The sequence below is a fragment of the Kitasatospora sp. NPDC006697 genome, from assembly GCF_042869935.1.
Classification (GTDB): Bacteria; Actinomycetota; Actinomycetes; order Streptomycetales; family Streptomycetaceae; genus Kitasatospora.
In genome coordinates this window covers 38,906-53,478 of record NZ_JBIAGU010000032.1, presented here as the reverse complement: position 1 = coordinate 53,478, position 14,573 = coordinate 38,906, and the positions used below count along the sequence as shown (strand labels likewise).

General features: G+C 71.3%; 10 protein-coding genes and 5 pseudogenes. 6 read left to right on the top strand and 9 right to left on the bottom strand.

Going from position 1 to position 14,573, the window contains the following annotated elements; genetic code table 11:
• Positions 1-17: 17 nt before the first annotated feature.
• The 5 genes and pseudogenes from ACFYNO_RS32830 to ACFYNO_RS32810 form a co-directional block, all read right to left on the bottom strand.
• Positions 18-239, bottom strand: coding sequence for a hypothetical protein (locus ACFYNO_RS32830; RefSeq protein WP_388021072.1), 222 nt, complete (start codon positions 237-239; stop codon positions 18-20).
• On the bottom strand, positions 236-994 hold the full coding sequence (locus ACFYNO_RS32825; protein ID WP_388021070.1) for a hypothetical protein: 759 nt from the start codon (positions 992-994) through the stop codon (positions 236-238). Before ACFYNO_RS32825 ends, ACFYNO_RS32830 begins: the two co-directional genes overlap by 4 nt.
• Before the next feature lie 300 nt (positions 995-1,294).
• Positions 1,295-1,519 (bottom strand): annotated as a pseudogene (locus ACFYNO_RS32820) (Tn3 family transposase); the annotation flags it as partial.
• Positions 1,520-2,414: 895 nt separating this feature from the next.
• Positions 2,415-3,320: a hypothetical protein gene (locus ACFYNO_RS32815; RefSeq protein WP_388021068.1), complete on the bottom strand. Its 906-nt coding sequence runs from the start codon at positions 3,318-3,320 to the stop codon at positions 2,415-2,417.
• 89 nt (positions 3,321-3,409) lie between these two features.
• Positions 3,410-3,604, bottom strand: coding sequence for a hypothetical protein (locus ACFYNO_RS32810; protein WP_388021066.1), 195 nt, complete (start codon positions 3,602-3,604; stop codon positions 3,410-3,412).
• Positions 3,605-3,915: 311 nt separating this feature from the next.
• On the opposite strand from ACFYNO_RS32810, the gene ACFYNO_RS32805 reads away from it, so the two are divergent.
• Entirely contained in the window at positions 3,916-4,839 is a 924-nt protein-coding gene (locus ACFYNO_RS32805) for a hypothetical protein (protein WP_388021064.1), read from the top strand.
• Positions 4,840-5,029: 190 nt separating this feature from the next.
• Here ACFYNO_RS32805 and ACFYNO_RS32800 read toward each other — a convergent pair.
• The 3 pseudogenes from ACFYNO_RS32800 to ACFYNO_RS32790 form a co-directional block, all read right to left on the bottom strand.
• A pseudogene (locus tag ACFYNO_RS32800) lies at positions 5,030-5,365 on the bottom strand (integrase core domain-containing protein); the annotation flags it as partial.
• A gap of 34 nt (positions 5,366-5,399) precedes the next feature.
• Positions 5,400-6,188, bottom strand: a pseudogene (locus ACFYNO_RS32795) (serine/threonine-protein kinase); the annotation flags it as partial.
• A gap of 129 nt (positions 6,189-6,317) precedes the next feature.
• Positions 6,318-7,004, bottom strand: a pseudogene (locus tag ACFYNO_RS32790) (SPFH domain-containing protein); the annotation flags it as partial.
• A 411-nt stretch (positions 7,005-7,415) separates the two neighbouring features.
• On the opposite strand from ACFYNO_RS32790, the gene ACFYNO_RS32785 reads away from it, so the two are divergent.
• From ACFYNO_RS32785 to ACFYNO_RS32775, 3 genes and pseudogenes are all read left to right on the top strand, one after another.
• Positions 7,416-7,613, top strand: coding sequence for a hypothetical protein (locus ACFYNO_RS32785; protein ID WP_388021062.1), 198 nt, complete (start codon positions 7,416-7,418; stop codon positions 7,611-7,613).
• Positions 7,614-8,917: 1,304 nt separating this feature from the next.
• A complete protein-coding gene (locus ACFYNO_RS32780) occupies positions 8,918-10,255 on the top strand; it encodes a helix-turn-helix domain-containing protein (protein WP_388021060.1) in 1,338 nt (445 codons plus the stop codon).
• Between the two features lie 358 nt (positions 10,256-10,613).
• A pseudogene (locus ACFYNO_RS32775) lies at positions 10,614-10,856 on the top strand (XRE family transcriptional regulator); the annotation flags it as partial.
• Between the two features lie 171 nt (positions 10,857-11,027).
• Here ACFYNO_RS32775 and ACFYNO_RS32770 read toward each other — a convergent pair.
• The gene (locus ACFYNO_RS32770) at positions 11,028-12,143 is read right to left on the bottom strand and encodes a hypothetical protein (protein WP_388021059.1); all 1,116 of its coding nucleotides are present in this window, start codon (positions 12,141-12,143) and stop codon (positions 11,028-11,030) included.
• Positions 12,144-13,203: 1,060 nt separating this feature from the next.
• On the opposite strand from ACFYNO_RS32770, the gene ACFYNO_RS32765 reads away from it, so the two are divergent.
• Together ACFYNO_RS32765 and ACFYNO_RS32760 are read left to right on the top strand one after the other, a co-directional pair.
• A complete protein-coding gene (locus ACFYNO_RS32765; RefSeq protein ID WP_388021057.1) occupies positions 13,204-13,812 on the top strand; it encodes an RNA polymerase sigma factor in 609 nt (202 codons plus the stop codon).
• On the top strand, positions 13,812-14,546 hold the full coding sequence (locus ACFYNO_RS32760) for a hypothetical protein (RefSeq protein ID WP_388021055.1): 735 nt from the start codon (positions 13,812-13,814) through the stop codon (positions 14,544-14,546). The genes ACFYNO_RS32765 and ACFYNO_RS32760 overlap by 1 nt, the downstream gene beginning before the upstream one ends.
• Positions 14,547-14,573 lie beyond the last annotated feature (27 nt).

Below are 14,573 nucleotides of genomic sequence, written 5' to 3'. Positions count from 1 at the left end.
GCAGCATGTCGTCGGTGTCAGTTGGCCCTTCGCCGGAGTGCGCGGATGCCGAGGTCGTAGGCCATGGAGCCGAGGGCCAGGACCACCAGCGGCCACACCAGCGGCGAGGTCGGCGGCACCGCGCCGGAGAGCAGCGCGGTGCCGACCGTGCCGGTGCTCAGCACAGCGGTACAGGTCTGCGCGGTCGGCGTCCGGACCAGCAGGCCGGGCTCGGGGTCCTGGACGGGCGCGGTGGTCATCGAGTCACCGCCACTGCGTGGGCGCGGGCGGTATGCCGCTCGCCGAGGCGCTTGAGCTTGCGGCGCACCCGATCCCCGAAGGCCTCGGGCGCCGGGTGACCGGCCGCGGCCGCGGCCTCGGTCCAGCTGGCCTTCGGGTCCGCCGCATACGCCGCGGCGACCGCGGCCTCGACCGGCGCGAGGCCGCTGAGCACGGCGGCCAAGCGACTGTCGGCCAGCTCGGCGGCGAAGATCGTGTCTTCGAAACGCCGAGGGTCGGCGATCAGATCGGCGAGGACCAGGCCCTCCGCGACCGGGTCCTGCAGCAGCCGCAGCCGGCGGCCGCGCACCCGCCGCTCCCAGAGCGGCTGCAGGTGCCGGTGCTCGATCCGCGTGTGGCGGTGCAGCAGCCCGAGCAGATCCGGGTCGCGGAGCAGACCCCGGCCCAGGTGCTGGACCCAGTCGCCGAGAAGGGCGTTCTCCACCGCCTCGCGCCACCGGGCGGGGTCCGACAGCCCAAGCCAGTCCCGGCTGAACGCGTCCACGGTCGCGGTGTCGCCCTCGATGGCCGCATTCCGGGCGGTGAGCACGGCCATCAGCGCCAAGCGCTGCGGACCGCGGGGTTCCCGGGCGGTGTGGATGAAATATTTCGCGAGGTCAAGAAGGAGGGAGCTGAGGCGTTCGACTGCGCCGCCGACGGGCCTGGGGCCGCCATATTCCAGCGCCCTGAGGAGCCTCCCGATCAGGTCCCTGGTGAAATCACCTGCGTCGACCACCTCAGCGGGCCGGGGCCCCTCGATGTTGGGGTCGGCGAAGACGAGAAGGAACGCCCGCGGGGCCTCGGACCGTTCTCCGCAGCGCAGGGCCTGGTCCGGCGGCCACCAGGTGACGCAGGCACCGATGAGGAGCCCCGGGCAGCGGGCGGTCCCGAGTGTGTCGGGGAGCGTGGTCCTGGCGGACGTCATCGTGGCCTCTCCTTGCCTTCGTGGTTAGAGGGTCTTTCACCTCCGGGCGTGGGAGAGACCCTGACCGACAAAGAATCTTGAAACCTATCCTGTGACGGCTGTCACATCTGCGTCCTGGTGGCGGACCTCGTGCCCGTCGGCGCGCAGCCGCTCCAGGGCGGCGTCCATGTAGCGGGTGTTGAAGAGCACCAGGGCGTTGAGGACCAGGCCGAGCGCGCCGATCTGGTCCTCCATGCGCCGGTGTGTCGGATGTCGAGCCGGGCGCGCTCGCCGATCCGGGTGATGATCCGGCTGCAGCTGTCCGGGGTGAGCCGGGCGGTGCCCAGGTGCCCCCACTGGTCGACCTCGCAGAAGGCCGGCCTGTCAGCGATGCCGGACGCCGCCTCCAGGCGAGCCAGCACCGCACCGGGCAGCTGTCCTCGTGCTCGCCGTATACGACGACCACGGTCCGCTCCTCCTCCCCCTTGACCGGGGGAACGACCACCCGCAGCCCCCGGGACTCCAGCGTGATGCCGAGGACGTCCAAGGCGCTCACGTGCGAGGCCCGGCCGGCGATGGCGAACGACAGGGTGCTCAGCGCGCGGTCGCGTAGCCGGTCCAGCTCCGGCTGCTCGTACTCGCGGCGCCGGCGGCGCGACCCGGGCGCCGCGCGGAACGAGTCGCGGGGCGGTGTTCATCGCCCGCAGGTGCTCGGGCGTGGTGGCAGGCGCCTTGCCACGGCCCCGGGCCCGGCGGGCCGCGCCGAGCTCGGGGTCGGTGCGCAGCTGCTTCAGCCTCTCCCGAGCGGCGGTGGTAGCCACCTTCGGGACCTCGACCTGGTGCTCCCATCGGCAGGTGACGGTGACTCCGGTGATCCGGCGGTCGATGCTGGACATCGCAGCCTGCTTCTCCGCGTCCAGCCAGATGACGAAGCCAACCAGGGTGCCGATGGTGACCGCGGTGTCGGGCAGCCGGTGACCTGTGCGTGGCACCAGCCAGTCCAGGTACTCCTGCCACAGGGCCCAGTCCCGGGCGTACCCGGTGCGGGTCTTCTTCGGCCGTGCTCGGCGAGGTGTTCCTCGGCGGCCTGGTCGAGCGCCTCCAGCACCGCCGTGGTGACCGGGTCCGGCCCGGCCGGCTGCGGCAGCGCGACAGCCGGGTCATCACCAGGGGGCAGGACCTCGGCCCCCAGCACCGGCGCGGTCTCGATCGCCTCGGCGGTCATCGCGGAGGTCCTCCTCTACGCCGCCGGTCAGTTCCCGCTACGGATCATGTCGTACTCGCAGCTGGCACAGGAGACGTCGCCGTTGGTCGGGTCGAACTGCGTGCCGCAGCGCCCGCACTCCTCCAGGTCCGAGAATGCCTCGCCGCAGTGGAAGCACAGGTCGACCGGGCTGTCGGGGGCCGCAGCGGTGAGCGCACCGGTGACCAGGGTGTTGAGGTCGCAGGTCGGGCAGCATGCGACCGGATCCGGTCCGCCCTGGGCCACCGAGTGCCAGTTGCGACCAAGGACATCCTCCGCGTAGGACATCGCCGCCTCATCGGCCTCCCGCTGGTAGTGGCAGTACAGGCAGTGGGCGGCCTCTTCGTCCCCGACGACCAGGGCGAGCTGGTCGCAGGACGGGCACTGGACGGTACGGGGCCTCACCAAATCCAGCTGGGGGCGGAGTCGGCGCATCCGGCCTGTCACGTAGCCGCGGACCTCGTTGAGCCCCTCCTCCAGCGCTGCCATGTCCAGGAGAGTGTCCGCGTCGGGAAGCGGGATGCGGGGCACCAGCTCCGTGTTCAGGAAGTGGATCAGGAACTCCAGCACATACGCGGCGTTCGCCTCGATCACGTACCGGTTGACCTTGGCGTCGTGGTGCCGGCCGTAGTGCTGGAGCCGGTTGCGGAGTTCGGCGAGCTGCGCGAGCTTGGTCTTCTCCAACTCGCTGATGGTGACGCCGGCGATGTCGGTGAGCCGGGTGAGGGTCTGGTCCACTGTGCAGGTGGTCAGGCTGCCGTCGTCCAGCTCGCTGCACCTGGCCTCGCCCGGGTTCTTGAACACCAGGGTCCAGTGCTCCAGTTCGAGCCGATACTTGAGCAGGCACTCGACGGCGGCCTGGAGGTGCACCACGGCGTACTTGAGGTTCCGGCGGCCGACCTTGTCGCCGCGCACGGCTGGACGCTCGGCACCGCAGGCGGAGGCCTGCGCGACCGGTGGCCCACGATCGTCGGACGCGATGCTGCCGCCCGCTGGCACCTGGCCTAGGCAGCCTGGACGAGTGCGCAAATGTTCAGCAGGTCGGCGGCATCGGTCAGACGGTAGAGCGGCATCCGCTTCCAGTCCCGGGAGTGGGGTTGGGAGTGGCTCAGGACTTCTTGCAGGTTGTCCATGGCCTCGGAAACCAGGTCACGGATGGCGCGGCGCAGGGGCTCGGGCATCAGGTCGTTCTCGAACATGGCTGGACTGTGCCGCACCCAGGAGCTGCGGGCGCAGGCCGCGCCGCCACGCAGGCCGGCGGGTTCCCCGAACGGGTGAGCCGCGCCCGCTGCGGCGGCGGCCTGGGCGAGTCGCCTTGATCCAGCCCACGACACTGCGATTCCATCGGCTTGGGCCCCATGGGCGCCCGGCCGCGCAACCGAGGAAACCCCCGTATCCGGTTGCCGAGGACCGGCCAGAAGCTCAGCATCATCCAGCGCAACAGCGCAGCGGCACGTGACTCACACAGCGTCGGCATTCCGGGGGCCTGGCCAACGCGGAGAAGTCGACGATGCGCGATGCGACCAGCGAACTCTTCCCGACGGGCCGTCGGAAGTGCACCGGGGAGTCCCACCAGGCGCTGCGGTCCTTGCAACGCGAGGGCGTGGACGCGAGCGGGATCCCGGCCGCCGACTCACCAGAGCAGGAAGCCCTGGAGGCTGCGGTCTTCTACCGCGTTTGCAAGATGGGCGGACTGTCCGCCCACCCCCTCGGAATCATGAAGGTGTCCCCCGAGCCCGAGCGCCTGACCGTCCGACTGCTCGACGAGCCATACGTCGTGCGGCACTGGGCCGAACGGCTCCTGCCGCAGCAGGCCGACGAGCTGACCGGCGACAGGGATCCACGTGACTGCATCCACGGCGTGCCGGGTCTGCGTAGCCGCGTCGGCGCGGGCGGCGTCGCGCTCTACCGACCGGGCACGTCCGCACAGGTGCTGTTGACCGGATTCAACACCCGCTGGTGGGAACGCATCACCGCGCTGCTGAACGGCAGCAGGCCGCAGCTGTTCACCAACACCGCATGGGCTCCACTGGAACGCGCCGCCCACGTGGCCGGGCACAAGAGCGAACTCGAGGAATCTCTGATCGGATCGGCCATCCTGCGGCGCATCCGCGCGACCGCAGGGCCCGGAGAGATCAACAGCACCGACGCCTGGTCCTGCGGCGCGGAGGGCTTGCGGCTGGAGACCACCGACGGCCCACCGTGCCCGGAGCTGATCAGGTCACTGTGCGAGCGCCCCTGGGGCCTGGGCTGGCGGGTGGAACACGCCTGGTGCACCTGCCGCCAGCCAGTACCGGAGGGCTGCACGATCGACTTCCGCCTGCCCACCGGCCAGCAGCGCGTGTACTACTCCAACCTTCACTGGGGCCGGACCAGCGACGAACGGCGCCAGGCCACGGTCAGGGAACTGAACCAGTCCGCGTTCGCCGTCTGACCGCGCCGGACGGGTCGGCGGCCGACCGTTCCGAGACGGCTGGCCCAGCAACCGGTGGGGGAGCCCCGCCGGGATGGCTAGCTGTGATGTCTCAGGACGTTGGTTCCACGGCGTCCTCGAACGTGAGCTGCTGCGGGACGATCAGCAGTGGTGCGGGTGGTTGGTCGGCGGTGACGCGGTAGTCGCTACCGGAGGTGCGGCTGACCGGTGGCCGGCCGTCTAGGGCTGAGTGCGGGCGCTCGTGGTTGTAGTAGTTGAGGAAGTCGGCGAGCGCCGCGCGGCGCTCGTGCTCGGAGGTGTAGTCGCGGATGTACGCCCACTCGCGGGCGAGCGTGCACTTGTACCGCTCGACCTTCCCGTTGGTCTTCGGGGTGTAGGGCCGGGTGCGTTTGTGCCTGGTGTTGGTGGTGGTGAGCGCGTCGGCCCAGGTCTGGGAGCGGTAGCAGGCCCCGTTGTCGGTGAGGACGCGGTGGATCGGGGTGATGCCGTGTTCGGCGAAGAACGCCATCGCGCGGTTCCAGCATGATCCACCATCACCAGATCAGCTTTGAAGACGACTCCTAGCGGGTGGCCGCGTTGTGCAGGTCGACCATCGTCCGCACCGGGAGGGGCAGCCAGTCCCCAGCGGCCGGGCGGGTTCGGGAGAGTACCTCGACGATCCAGGTGGGTGTCGGACGGCGCTGGGGGTCGTGGTCGAGACAGCGGACGACCAGATCGGCGAGCGGGGCCGGCAGCAGACTGGGGAGGGAATCCAGGAAGTCGCTCTCGTCCTGCGGCACCGCCCCTCCGGCGTGGCACAGCACCATCCCGAAGGCGTAGACGTCCGTGGCGAACGTGACCGGCCCCCCGATGTACTGCTCCGGGGCCAGGAATCCCCGCGTGCCGATCAGGTGGCCGGAGCGGGTGAGCACGGTGTCGTCGAGCGCCCGGGCGATGCCGAAGTCGATGACGCGGGGCCCGGCGCCGGAGATGATGATGTTGCTCGGCTTGAGGTCGCGGTGGACGATGTTGCAGGCGTGGATGCCCTCGAGTGCCTCGGCGACACCGACGGCCAGGGTGTGCAGACTCCGGCTCGGCAACGCACCGTAGTGCTTCAGGACTTCGTGCAGCGGGAGGCCGGGGATGTACTCGGTGACCAGCCACGGCGGATCGCCCTCGGGGTCGGCGGCGACCACCGGCGCGGTGTGGAATCCACCGACCCGGCGCACGGCCTCGACCTCGCGGCCGAACCGCCGGCGGAACTCGGCGTCCGCGGCCAGCTCCGGCCTGATGACCTTGACCGCGACCAGGCGCTCGCCGGCGGATCGCCCGAGGAAGACCGTCCCCATGCCGCCCTCGCCCAGCCGGGCCGTCAACTGGTAACGGCCGATGCTGCGCGGATCATTCGGCCTCAACGGCTGGCGGCCGGGGCCGAGCGGTGCCCGCGGCGGCAGGAGCGGCGAGGCCGGTGCTCCGCCGCCCGCCGTGAGGGCGGCTCCCGCGACCGCCCCTGCGTCGGCGCGCAGCGCCGCGGCCTTGGCGTCACCCTCGGCCTTGATGAGCTCGGCCTGCTTCTCGCCCTCGGCCCTGAGGATCTGCGCCTGCCGGTGGCCCTCGGCGGTGAGGATCGCCGAGCGCTTGTCCCGCTCGGCGCGCAGCTGCTTCTCCATCGAGTCCTGGATGGAGACCGGCGGCTCGATCGTCCTGAGCTCGGCGCGGTTGACCCGGATGCCCCACCGGCCGGTGACCTCGTTCAGGACCCCGCGCAGGCCCGTGTTGAGAGCCTCGCGGGACGCCAGGACGGATTCCAGGTCCATCGGGCCGACGAGGTTGCGCAGCGTGGTGACGGTCAGGTGCTCGATCGCCTCGGCGTAGTCGGCGACCTCGTAGGTGGCGGCGCGCGGGTCGACGACCTGGTAGTGGACCACCGAGTCGATGGTGAGGACCACGCTGTCCCGGGTGATCACCGGTTGCGGCGCGAACGGCACGACCTGCTCGCGCAGGTCGATCCGGACGCGGACGCGCTCGACGAACGGGATGATGACGTTCAGCCCGGCGTAGAGGGTGCGCCTGTAGCGGCCGAAGCGCATCACGACCGCCGCGTGGCCCTGCGGGACCACCCGGATCGGCCGGGCCAGGAGCGGCAGGATCACCACCAGGATGAGAAGTATCAGCACCGGCTCCATGTGCGGCCCCCTCGCCTCTCAGCACACCGGCCGTCCGATCCGGCGGACGTCCGGCAGTGTCCGGCCACAAGCCTGACAGACGTGCCTCGTCGTGCCTATAGGGGTCGTCGACGAAGCGCGTGCGCAGATCGTGCGGCTACAGGGGGGGTTGACATCGGGTCGGACGGCGATTGACGGGATCGACAGGGCCTTTCAAGACTCGAAACCCGGACCCGAATCGGCGAGAAATGGCCAGCTCCGGCCCCCGGCCGGCTGACCGGCGACCCCCGCACTCGCCTGCGACGGACGTGGGCGCCCGCTCTCCTTCAGCTGCACGCCGCGCTGTCCGTTCCGGTCCCGGTCCTGCTGACTGCACGCGACGCCCAGTCCGTCGAATCCGCCCAGCAGCGCCGCGAGCAGCTGCTGGCCAGGGTGGAGGGCGTCTACGAATCCCTCGCCGACCTGATGTTGCCCTCGCCGTTGAACCGGGAGCAGGCCGCCGTCAGCCGGCTGACCGAGGCGCAGCCCGAGGGCACCGACGCGCTCTGGGAGGGGCTGCTGGAGCCTCTCTTGCTCCTGGCCGGCCAGACGCCCTCGGACGTCGCCTTCCACCTTCGCCAGCGCGGCTGAGCGTCGTCCGCACTGCGGCTGGGCTGGCGCGGTTCCGCTGCGCGGCTCCCGCGCGTCGGCGAGGGCCAGGCCGTCGCCGTGAGGCGCAGCGCTCCCGGCGGGCGATTTCCGCATTGCCCCGCCCACGAGCCCGGCTCGGTGGCACGATGAGATGTCCATGGTCAGACGCCTGTTGGGGGGTTGTCGTTGCCGGGTGACAAGCGGCGGATCCAGACAGCGGTGCTGGGCGGCGCGGAGTCGGAGGAGCCGACCTATGCGGTGACGGAGCGTCGGCTGCACCGCTGGAACTGCCCCACCCTGGGCCGCGCCGACGACCGCCGGGCCGCGTTCGAGGAACCTCTCGAGGAGACCGGTGGCCGCGGCGACGGACCACGCTCCCTACCCTCCGCACCCCGGACGAACTGCGCCGCACAGGCAACCGGTCCTGGCGCTGTGCGACCTGCGGCGCGGACCCGCTGTAGGCCGGCGCAGACCGGGGAGTGTGTGGGTTCGTCGGGGTGGCTCGGGTTCATTCGGGAGGGTCGCGGCAAGGCATGGCTTAGCACGAATCTGATGATTCATCAGATCTTTGGGGGTAAATCACCGCACCGGGTGAACCCGGGGTGCCAGTGGGGGCACGGGTGGTGCGGGTTTCCTGCGATGTTCGGGAGAACGTCGCATAAGCCTGATTTGTGGGATTTGTAGGCCGGGGCTGGCCGGTGTGGGGTGTGGGCACGCGCGGTGTGCAGGTCAGGCATGGGTTGACGGCCTACCCGGCCCTGCACACCGCTGCGCTCATTCCCATTCGACCAAGGAGTTCAGCTTGGCTGAGTCCCTGTGGCCAGCGGGTGCCGTGATGGCGGCGCCCGACGATGTCCACCGTAGCGATCCGGGTGACGAGTCCCGGAATATGTCCCGGGAGGCCAACACCACTGGACGGGGCCGACACCGCCGGCCGCCGGTGAGGCCGGTCCTCATCGTGATCCCGGGCCGGGAACACGACACCGTGCTCAGCGCAGTGCTGTCGGTGCTGGCCACGGTGCTGCCGCCCCTGCTGCGGTGGGCCTGGCAGTACCGCCGCTGACCCAGCCGGGCGGGGCCGCCGCGCACCGCGCTGCCGCCCCGCCCGGCCCGGCCCCGGATTTCCGCGAGCGGCATTCCTGCCCGCTCGCGTGACGGTTTCCGGCGCCCGAGCGGGCTTTCGTCACGCATACACCCGGACTTGGAGGACGGCGATGACACTCCATGCAACTGGATACCCCGGCACAGCTGCCGTGCCCGACAGTGCATATACGGCTGCCGACTGGACGCAGGAGCGGGCGTGCGTGCAGTGCGGCATCCTCCTGCCCGCCAGCCGGGGACACCGGGCGGCGGACTACTGCGGCAGGGCCTGCCGCCAGCGCGCCTACCGGCGCCGGCAGGTCGGCCGCCGCACGGTGCACGCCCCAGCTCCGGCTCCGGCCGACGAACTCGCCATCACCCAGGAGATCGCCCAGGACCTGGCCGAACTCCTGGACGACCTGCGCCGGGAGCTGGCCGACGCGCCCGGCGCCGACGGCCGGGCGCTGAGCACGGCCGCGCAGATGCAGGACCACCTGGAGACCCTGACCGCGGGACTGGTCGGCCTGGAGCGCAGCCATCGCACGACCTGGCGCCGGATCGGCGAGCTGCTGGGCACCAGCGAGGAGGCGGTGCGCCGCCGCTTCCACCCCGATCGCGTCGAGCGCCGGCTGCACCCGTACACCCGAGTCCGCACCTCGGCAGCAGCGCTCCCCGCCCCATCCGGTGTCCTGTCATCGCCGCGGCAGCCCGGCGCGGTGCCGTCGCCGCAGCCCGCGGTGCCGGAGCTGGCGGCGGGCCCGCCGCCGCTGGCCTCCTCCCGGCCGGCTGGCAACAGGCTGTCGGGGATGCTCTCGGTCTTGGTCCGCGCCACCGGCCGGCCCCAGTACGAGATCGCCCGCGCGGCCGGCTGCTCGCCCTCTCACCTATCGAAGATCCTCTCCGGGACGAAGGTGCCCACCTGGCGGCTGACCGAGGCGCTGGCCCGCGCCTGCGGGGGAGACCCAGCACCGCTCTATACCCCCTGGTCGCGGGAACGGCTGCGGGAGTTCCGTGGCCAAGGCCCGGCGCTGAGCGTTCCGGTCGGCCTCACCGCCAAGGAGGCGCACAACGTGCTCACCGCAGCCGTGGCCACCCTGCACGTGCGCGCGGGCAGTCCCAACGCCTACGAACTCGCTGTCGCCTCCAAATGGAAGCTGTCGATCGAGCGCATCCTCCGGATCCTGAAGGAACACGACTACGGCGACTGGGCCAAGTTCTCCCAGGTCGTGTACCTGCTGGGGTCCGAGGGCGACTACATCCGCCAGCTGTGGCGAGTGGCCTACCCCGCCGCACCGCTGCAGCCCCCCACACCGCCAGAGCCCGCCGCCCCGCTGCCCGCCGCGCCGCAGCCGGCGAGCGGTCCAATGCACCAGGCGGGGCAGGCCTCCCCGCCACTGGTGGGGGCGCTGCGCGACGGGGTCGCAGCCCGCATCCGCCGCGCCCAGAAGCCCCCCACAGACCCCGAACCCGAACCCGCCCCCGAGCAACCGCTCCCCCCGCCTGCGCCCACTCGAATTCCCGCATTCGTCACCTCTGCGGCGCCGCAGCAACTGGTGTCGTGAAAAGGAACGGCCAGGTCGCGGCCGTCGTGACGTCCACTGACGGCCCGCGCCCCCGGTCACGCCGATCGACGGCCACTGGCTCCGCAAAGCCTGGCCCGACCCGACCATGAGCCGGCGGACATCGCCGTGCGAGCGGGGGTCAGCGACCCGACGCTGCTCGGCCAGCGGTTCGCCGGTGCGGAACTGAGCGGCCGTCACGTGACCGTCGCTCGGGTCTGCCGACTGCGACGAAGTGAGCCCTCGGCGCAGGCAAGCCCCCGCGCACGCATGGACCGGTCCCGCCTGAATGCGAAACTTCTGCGCAACACCTCCTGACACCGCGTGACCGTCGACAGCCGGGAAAGGCGAGCCGAAGCCCGTCTACGCCATCGTGCTGGAGCGGGCGGTGTGCGCGGCCTGGCAGCCCGGCGTGCGGGCCCGTCAGCGCAGGGCCGCCACCAGCCGCGGGCTGGTGCTCCACACCTCCGCCCGGATCGGCTACAGCGCCGCCGGCGGCTCCACCGACGACCCGCGCGAGCGCCACCTCACCCAGCACCTGCCCGCCAGCGTCGGCCGGGACCTGTTCGCCGCGATCGACACAGGTGCCACCGAGGGCGAGTAGCAGCTGCTCGCGGCCGCGCTCGGCGAGCACTACTTCCGCCTCGGCGGCCGCGCCCAGGGGCTGGCCGTTGAGCTCACCGACATCTCCTGGATGGACCTGACCATCCTGTAGAGCTAGCTCGGGCCTCGTGGACAGAGCGCGTTCGGCGCGGGCGCTCGGGCGCGCCGGGGGTCAGGGCTTCGACTTGGGGCGCTGGTCGATGATGATGCGGGTTCGGGGCCGGCCAGCGTTCTCGGCCTCGAACACCGCGAAGGCGGGGTCGGTCTTGCGGACCTCGTGGGCGATGGCGGTGTAGTAGGCCAGCGCCAGGGCCCGGTCCTCGATGGCGACCGATCCCGTCAGGCCGGACGAGAAGTACGTGTCGTAGAGCGACTTGATGACGGCCATCAGGCTGGGGCCGGGCAACAGCACGGTCACCAGGTCGTCGTCCTTGTCCACCGAGATGGAGGCGGACAACTGGAAGTGAGGGCTGGCCGCGGTGGCGCCGGCGCCGATGAACTGCCAGACGTGCGGGTGGCAGACCAGTTCGGCGGTGCCGATGCAGGCGGCGCTCGTCAGCAGGTGGAACAAGTCCCCGTGCACTTCCGCCTTGACCCGGGCGCCGTCGGGCCGCGCGTGGGCCGCAGTCGCCGCCTCGAGAGCGGCAGGGGCGGGCTGCGGTCCGCTGTCCGGCGCAGTGTCGGGGAACGTGAGGTTCATCGCGGCCGCGAGCTCGGCGGCCGCGACATCCTCGGGAATGCGGCCAACAGACTCGTCGTCGGACCGGGCAGGCTCGGACGCATCGGACACGGTGGTCTCCTCCATAGCTGCGATGTGGACAGGCTCAGGGACGGGGACTGGTGCCGGCTCGGCCGGAGCCGGGCCGTCGGCCGCCCGCACGGGCGGCTGCGGGTGAGGCTGCTCGGCGACGGGCACCCGGCCGTCGCCGGCTGCGCCCGCAGGCGGTTCCGCCAGGTCCTGCTGTTCCGGCGCTTCGGACAGCACCCGCTCCGGTACCGGCAGCGGATCCGGTGCAGCTGAGGCATCGGCCGCGGTCAAGCCGACACGGGCCTGGTCGAGTTCGCGCCGCAGGTCCCGGTTCTCCGCCAGCGTCTCGCTGAGCGCCCGCTGCTCCCGGGCCAGGGCCTTCTGCAGCTCGCTGCGGACCTCTCGCAACCCGTCGATGAGCGTCGTGGTCAACTCCGTGCGCAGGGCGGTCGTGTCGGCGCGCACCTCCTGCAGGCCGTTCTGCAGGATCCGCCCGACCTCGTCGCGCAGCAGCTCGACCTGCCGACTGGTGCCCATCATCTGACCCCCTGGATGGCACTGCAGTGACTGTGGCGTGTCAAGAATCCGCTGGGGGATGCGGGAGGACCGGGTGATTCGGTGCAGGTGACCATTTCCTGTTGACTACTGTCCGAAATCACATCGTCACACTGTTCGATTCTGTGGGGCTGGACGGTCACGTGGCGAGCAGCAGTCCTGACCCCGGGAACCCCAAGCTGGCTTGCCGACTGCCTCCGAGCCGAACCCACCCGGCGCAGGCAGCCGCCCCTCGCACCCCTCGGCCTGACGTCGCGTCACCACCTTCCCTGCCGAATGATGGGGACGATTTCGACGGCCTGCCGATCGGGCATCGTTCCCACCTACCTGACTGTGCGCTGACGGTCTAACGGCTTGGCCAGGGACTGAGACCATTCGAGCACTGTCGATTCGGCGTCGTTCGACCGCTGGTTGCGTTCGAGCGGCGACGAGCATGCCGTCATCCGGCTCGAAGCGAGTGAAGGAGATCGACACCGGCCTCCTGGGACCGTCGCGGTCCGGGGGCCACAGGGCTGACGGGACCGGGTTACTGGAGGGTCGGACTCCTGATGACCTGGGAGAACTCCTGCCCGCATTTTCCGAAGCGGACTTTCTCGATCAAGGCGCCATGATCCATATCCCGGAAATGCTGACGGCGAACCAAGATCAGCCTAATGAAACTGTGTCGTGCATCACTTCGCACGCGTTTTCGGCATCGGGGGGCTCATGACTCCGCTGGTCAGAACGCTGTGTGCATATCCGATCACATCAAGTCGTCAATTGATCGGCTTTTCGGGTTAACAAACACCCCCCTCGGAACGGTTTTCCAGGTGCGCCCCCAGGGGCGCCAGCGCACCGCCGGTGCGCCGAAAGCGAACTCACGAGAGAGGGGGGAGCACGTGCAGCAGCCTCTGAGGCCCTGGCCGGCTCCGGTGAACTCCGGCGCGGCCAGGACGATCCGGGAGGACGACGCCACCGCGGTCGGCCACGCCGACCGCACCGCTTCCCAGGCACCGGGCGGTTCCGGTGCCGGCCGTCTCGGCAGTAGCCACAGCCAGGAGGAACGGTGACGCAGTTCTCGGGTGACGAGCCGGGCCAGAACCCGCTGCTCGACGCGACGGGCCCCGGCCAGGACCCGGTCGAGGCCCTCCCGCTGGACTTCACCACGCTGGTCATGGCCGAGCACGAGAAGTGGTTGCGGTACGCCTACAGCCGCCTGCTCCACAGGCAGGACGCCGAGGACGCCATCCAGAACGCCGGCTTCACGCTCCACCAGAAGTGGGAGCAGGCGCTCGGATGCTCGGACCGGCAGGCCGTCGAGGCCTTCGCCTGGAAAATCGTCAAGGACGCGGTCACCGACATTGCCCGCGGGCGCGGCCGGCACGAGGCCAGGGTGCGCAGGCTGCGCGAGAGCGGCGCGCCCGAGGCCACCGGCCACGAGGACGTCGACCTCCTGGTCGAGCTCGACGCGGTGCGCTGGGCGCGGGACGAGCTGGCGAAGGCCTACCCGACCCAGGCGGAAGTCGTGCGCCTGCGCCAGCAGGGGATGAGCTACCCGCAGATCGGCCAGGTGCTGCAGATCGCCGCGGGAACGGCCAAGACCTACGCGAGCCAGGGGTGGCGCCACATGCAGTACCTGCTCGACCCCCGAACGGAACATGGAGAGGGGAACTGATGGACGTCCACGAGCTGCTGCAGCTGGAGTCGGCAGAGATCGAGAGGGTGTTTGAGGATCATGATCCGTGGGCGTTCGTGGGCCGCCTCGCCCAGCGCATCGCAGACGGGGACGGATCGCCCGCCGCCCGCGCCGTCATCCGGTCCGAGCGGGCCCCGGCGTCCACCCGGCCGGCCCCGGCGGCCCGGGCCCCGCAAAAGCGTGCCCAGCACGATCCGGTGACCGCCGCCGCGCGCGGCGACCTGCGCCGCGACCTGGAGCACCTGTGCGCCTCGGTCGCGGGCGAGGCGGAGGCGGCCGAGCTGGCCGGCTTCCTGGACGGCATCGACCAGGTGGTGGAGGGCGCGACCGTGTTCGGCTGCGTGATGTACGCGATCGGCCGCCCGGAGGCCGCCGAGCTCTGGTGGGGGGTGGCCGCCGGCGCCGAGGACGAACTCGCCGCGCACTGCCTCGCAGTCCACTACGCGGCCACCGGGCAGCCGGACCGGGCCGAGGTGTGGCGCAGCCAGGCGGCTGAGGAAATCACCCCAGGTCGGCTTCCGATGCCGGTCCGGCTCCCCGGCGACCCGGCCGAGATCGCCCGGGCGTTGGCCAGCGAGATCGACGACCTGGCGCTGGCGGAGTTCGTCTCGCCCGACCCGCAGTCGCCCCCGGGGCCGATGCCCCCCGGCGGGAAGGTCGTCCGCGCCCGCAATAGCCCGCGAAGGCGCCGCCCGGTGAACAGGCCCGCGTGAGCACGGTGCCCGCCTGGGACCGGGCGG

Excerpts from the sequence above, each read along its gene's own strand:
- ACFYNO_RS32830 (WP_388021072.1), bottom strand. The coding sequence starts at position 239 with ATGACCACCGCGCCCGTCCAGGACCCCGAGCCCGGCCTGCTGGTCCGG.
- ACFYNO_RS32810 (WP_388021066.1), bottom strand. The coding sequence starts at position 3,604 with ATGTTCGAGAACGACCTGATGCCCGAGCCCCTGCGCCGCGCCATCCGT.
- ACFYNO_RS32805 (WP_388021064.1), top strand. The coding sequence starts at position 3,916 with ATGCGCGATGCGACCAGCGAACTCTTCCCGACGGGCCGTCGGAAGTGC.
- ACFYNO_RS32770 (WP_388021059.1), bottom strand. The coding sequence starts at position 12,143 with ATGATGGGCACCAGTCGGCAGGTCGAGCTGCTGCGCGACGAGGTCGGG.
- ACFYNO_RS32760 (WP_388021055.1), top strand. The coding sequence starts at position 13,812 with ATGGACGTCCACGAGCTGCTGCAGCTGGAGTCGGCAGAGATCGAGAGG.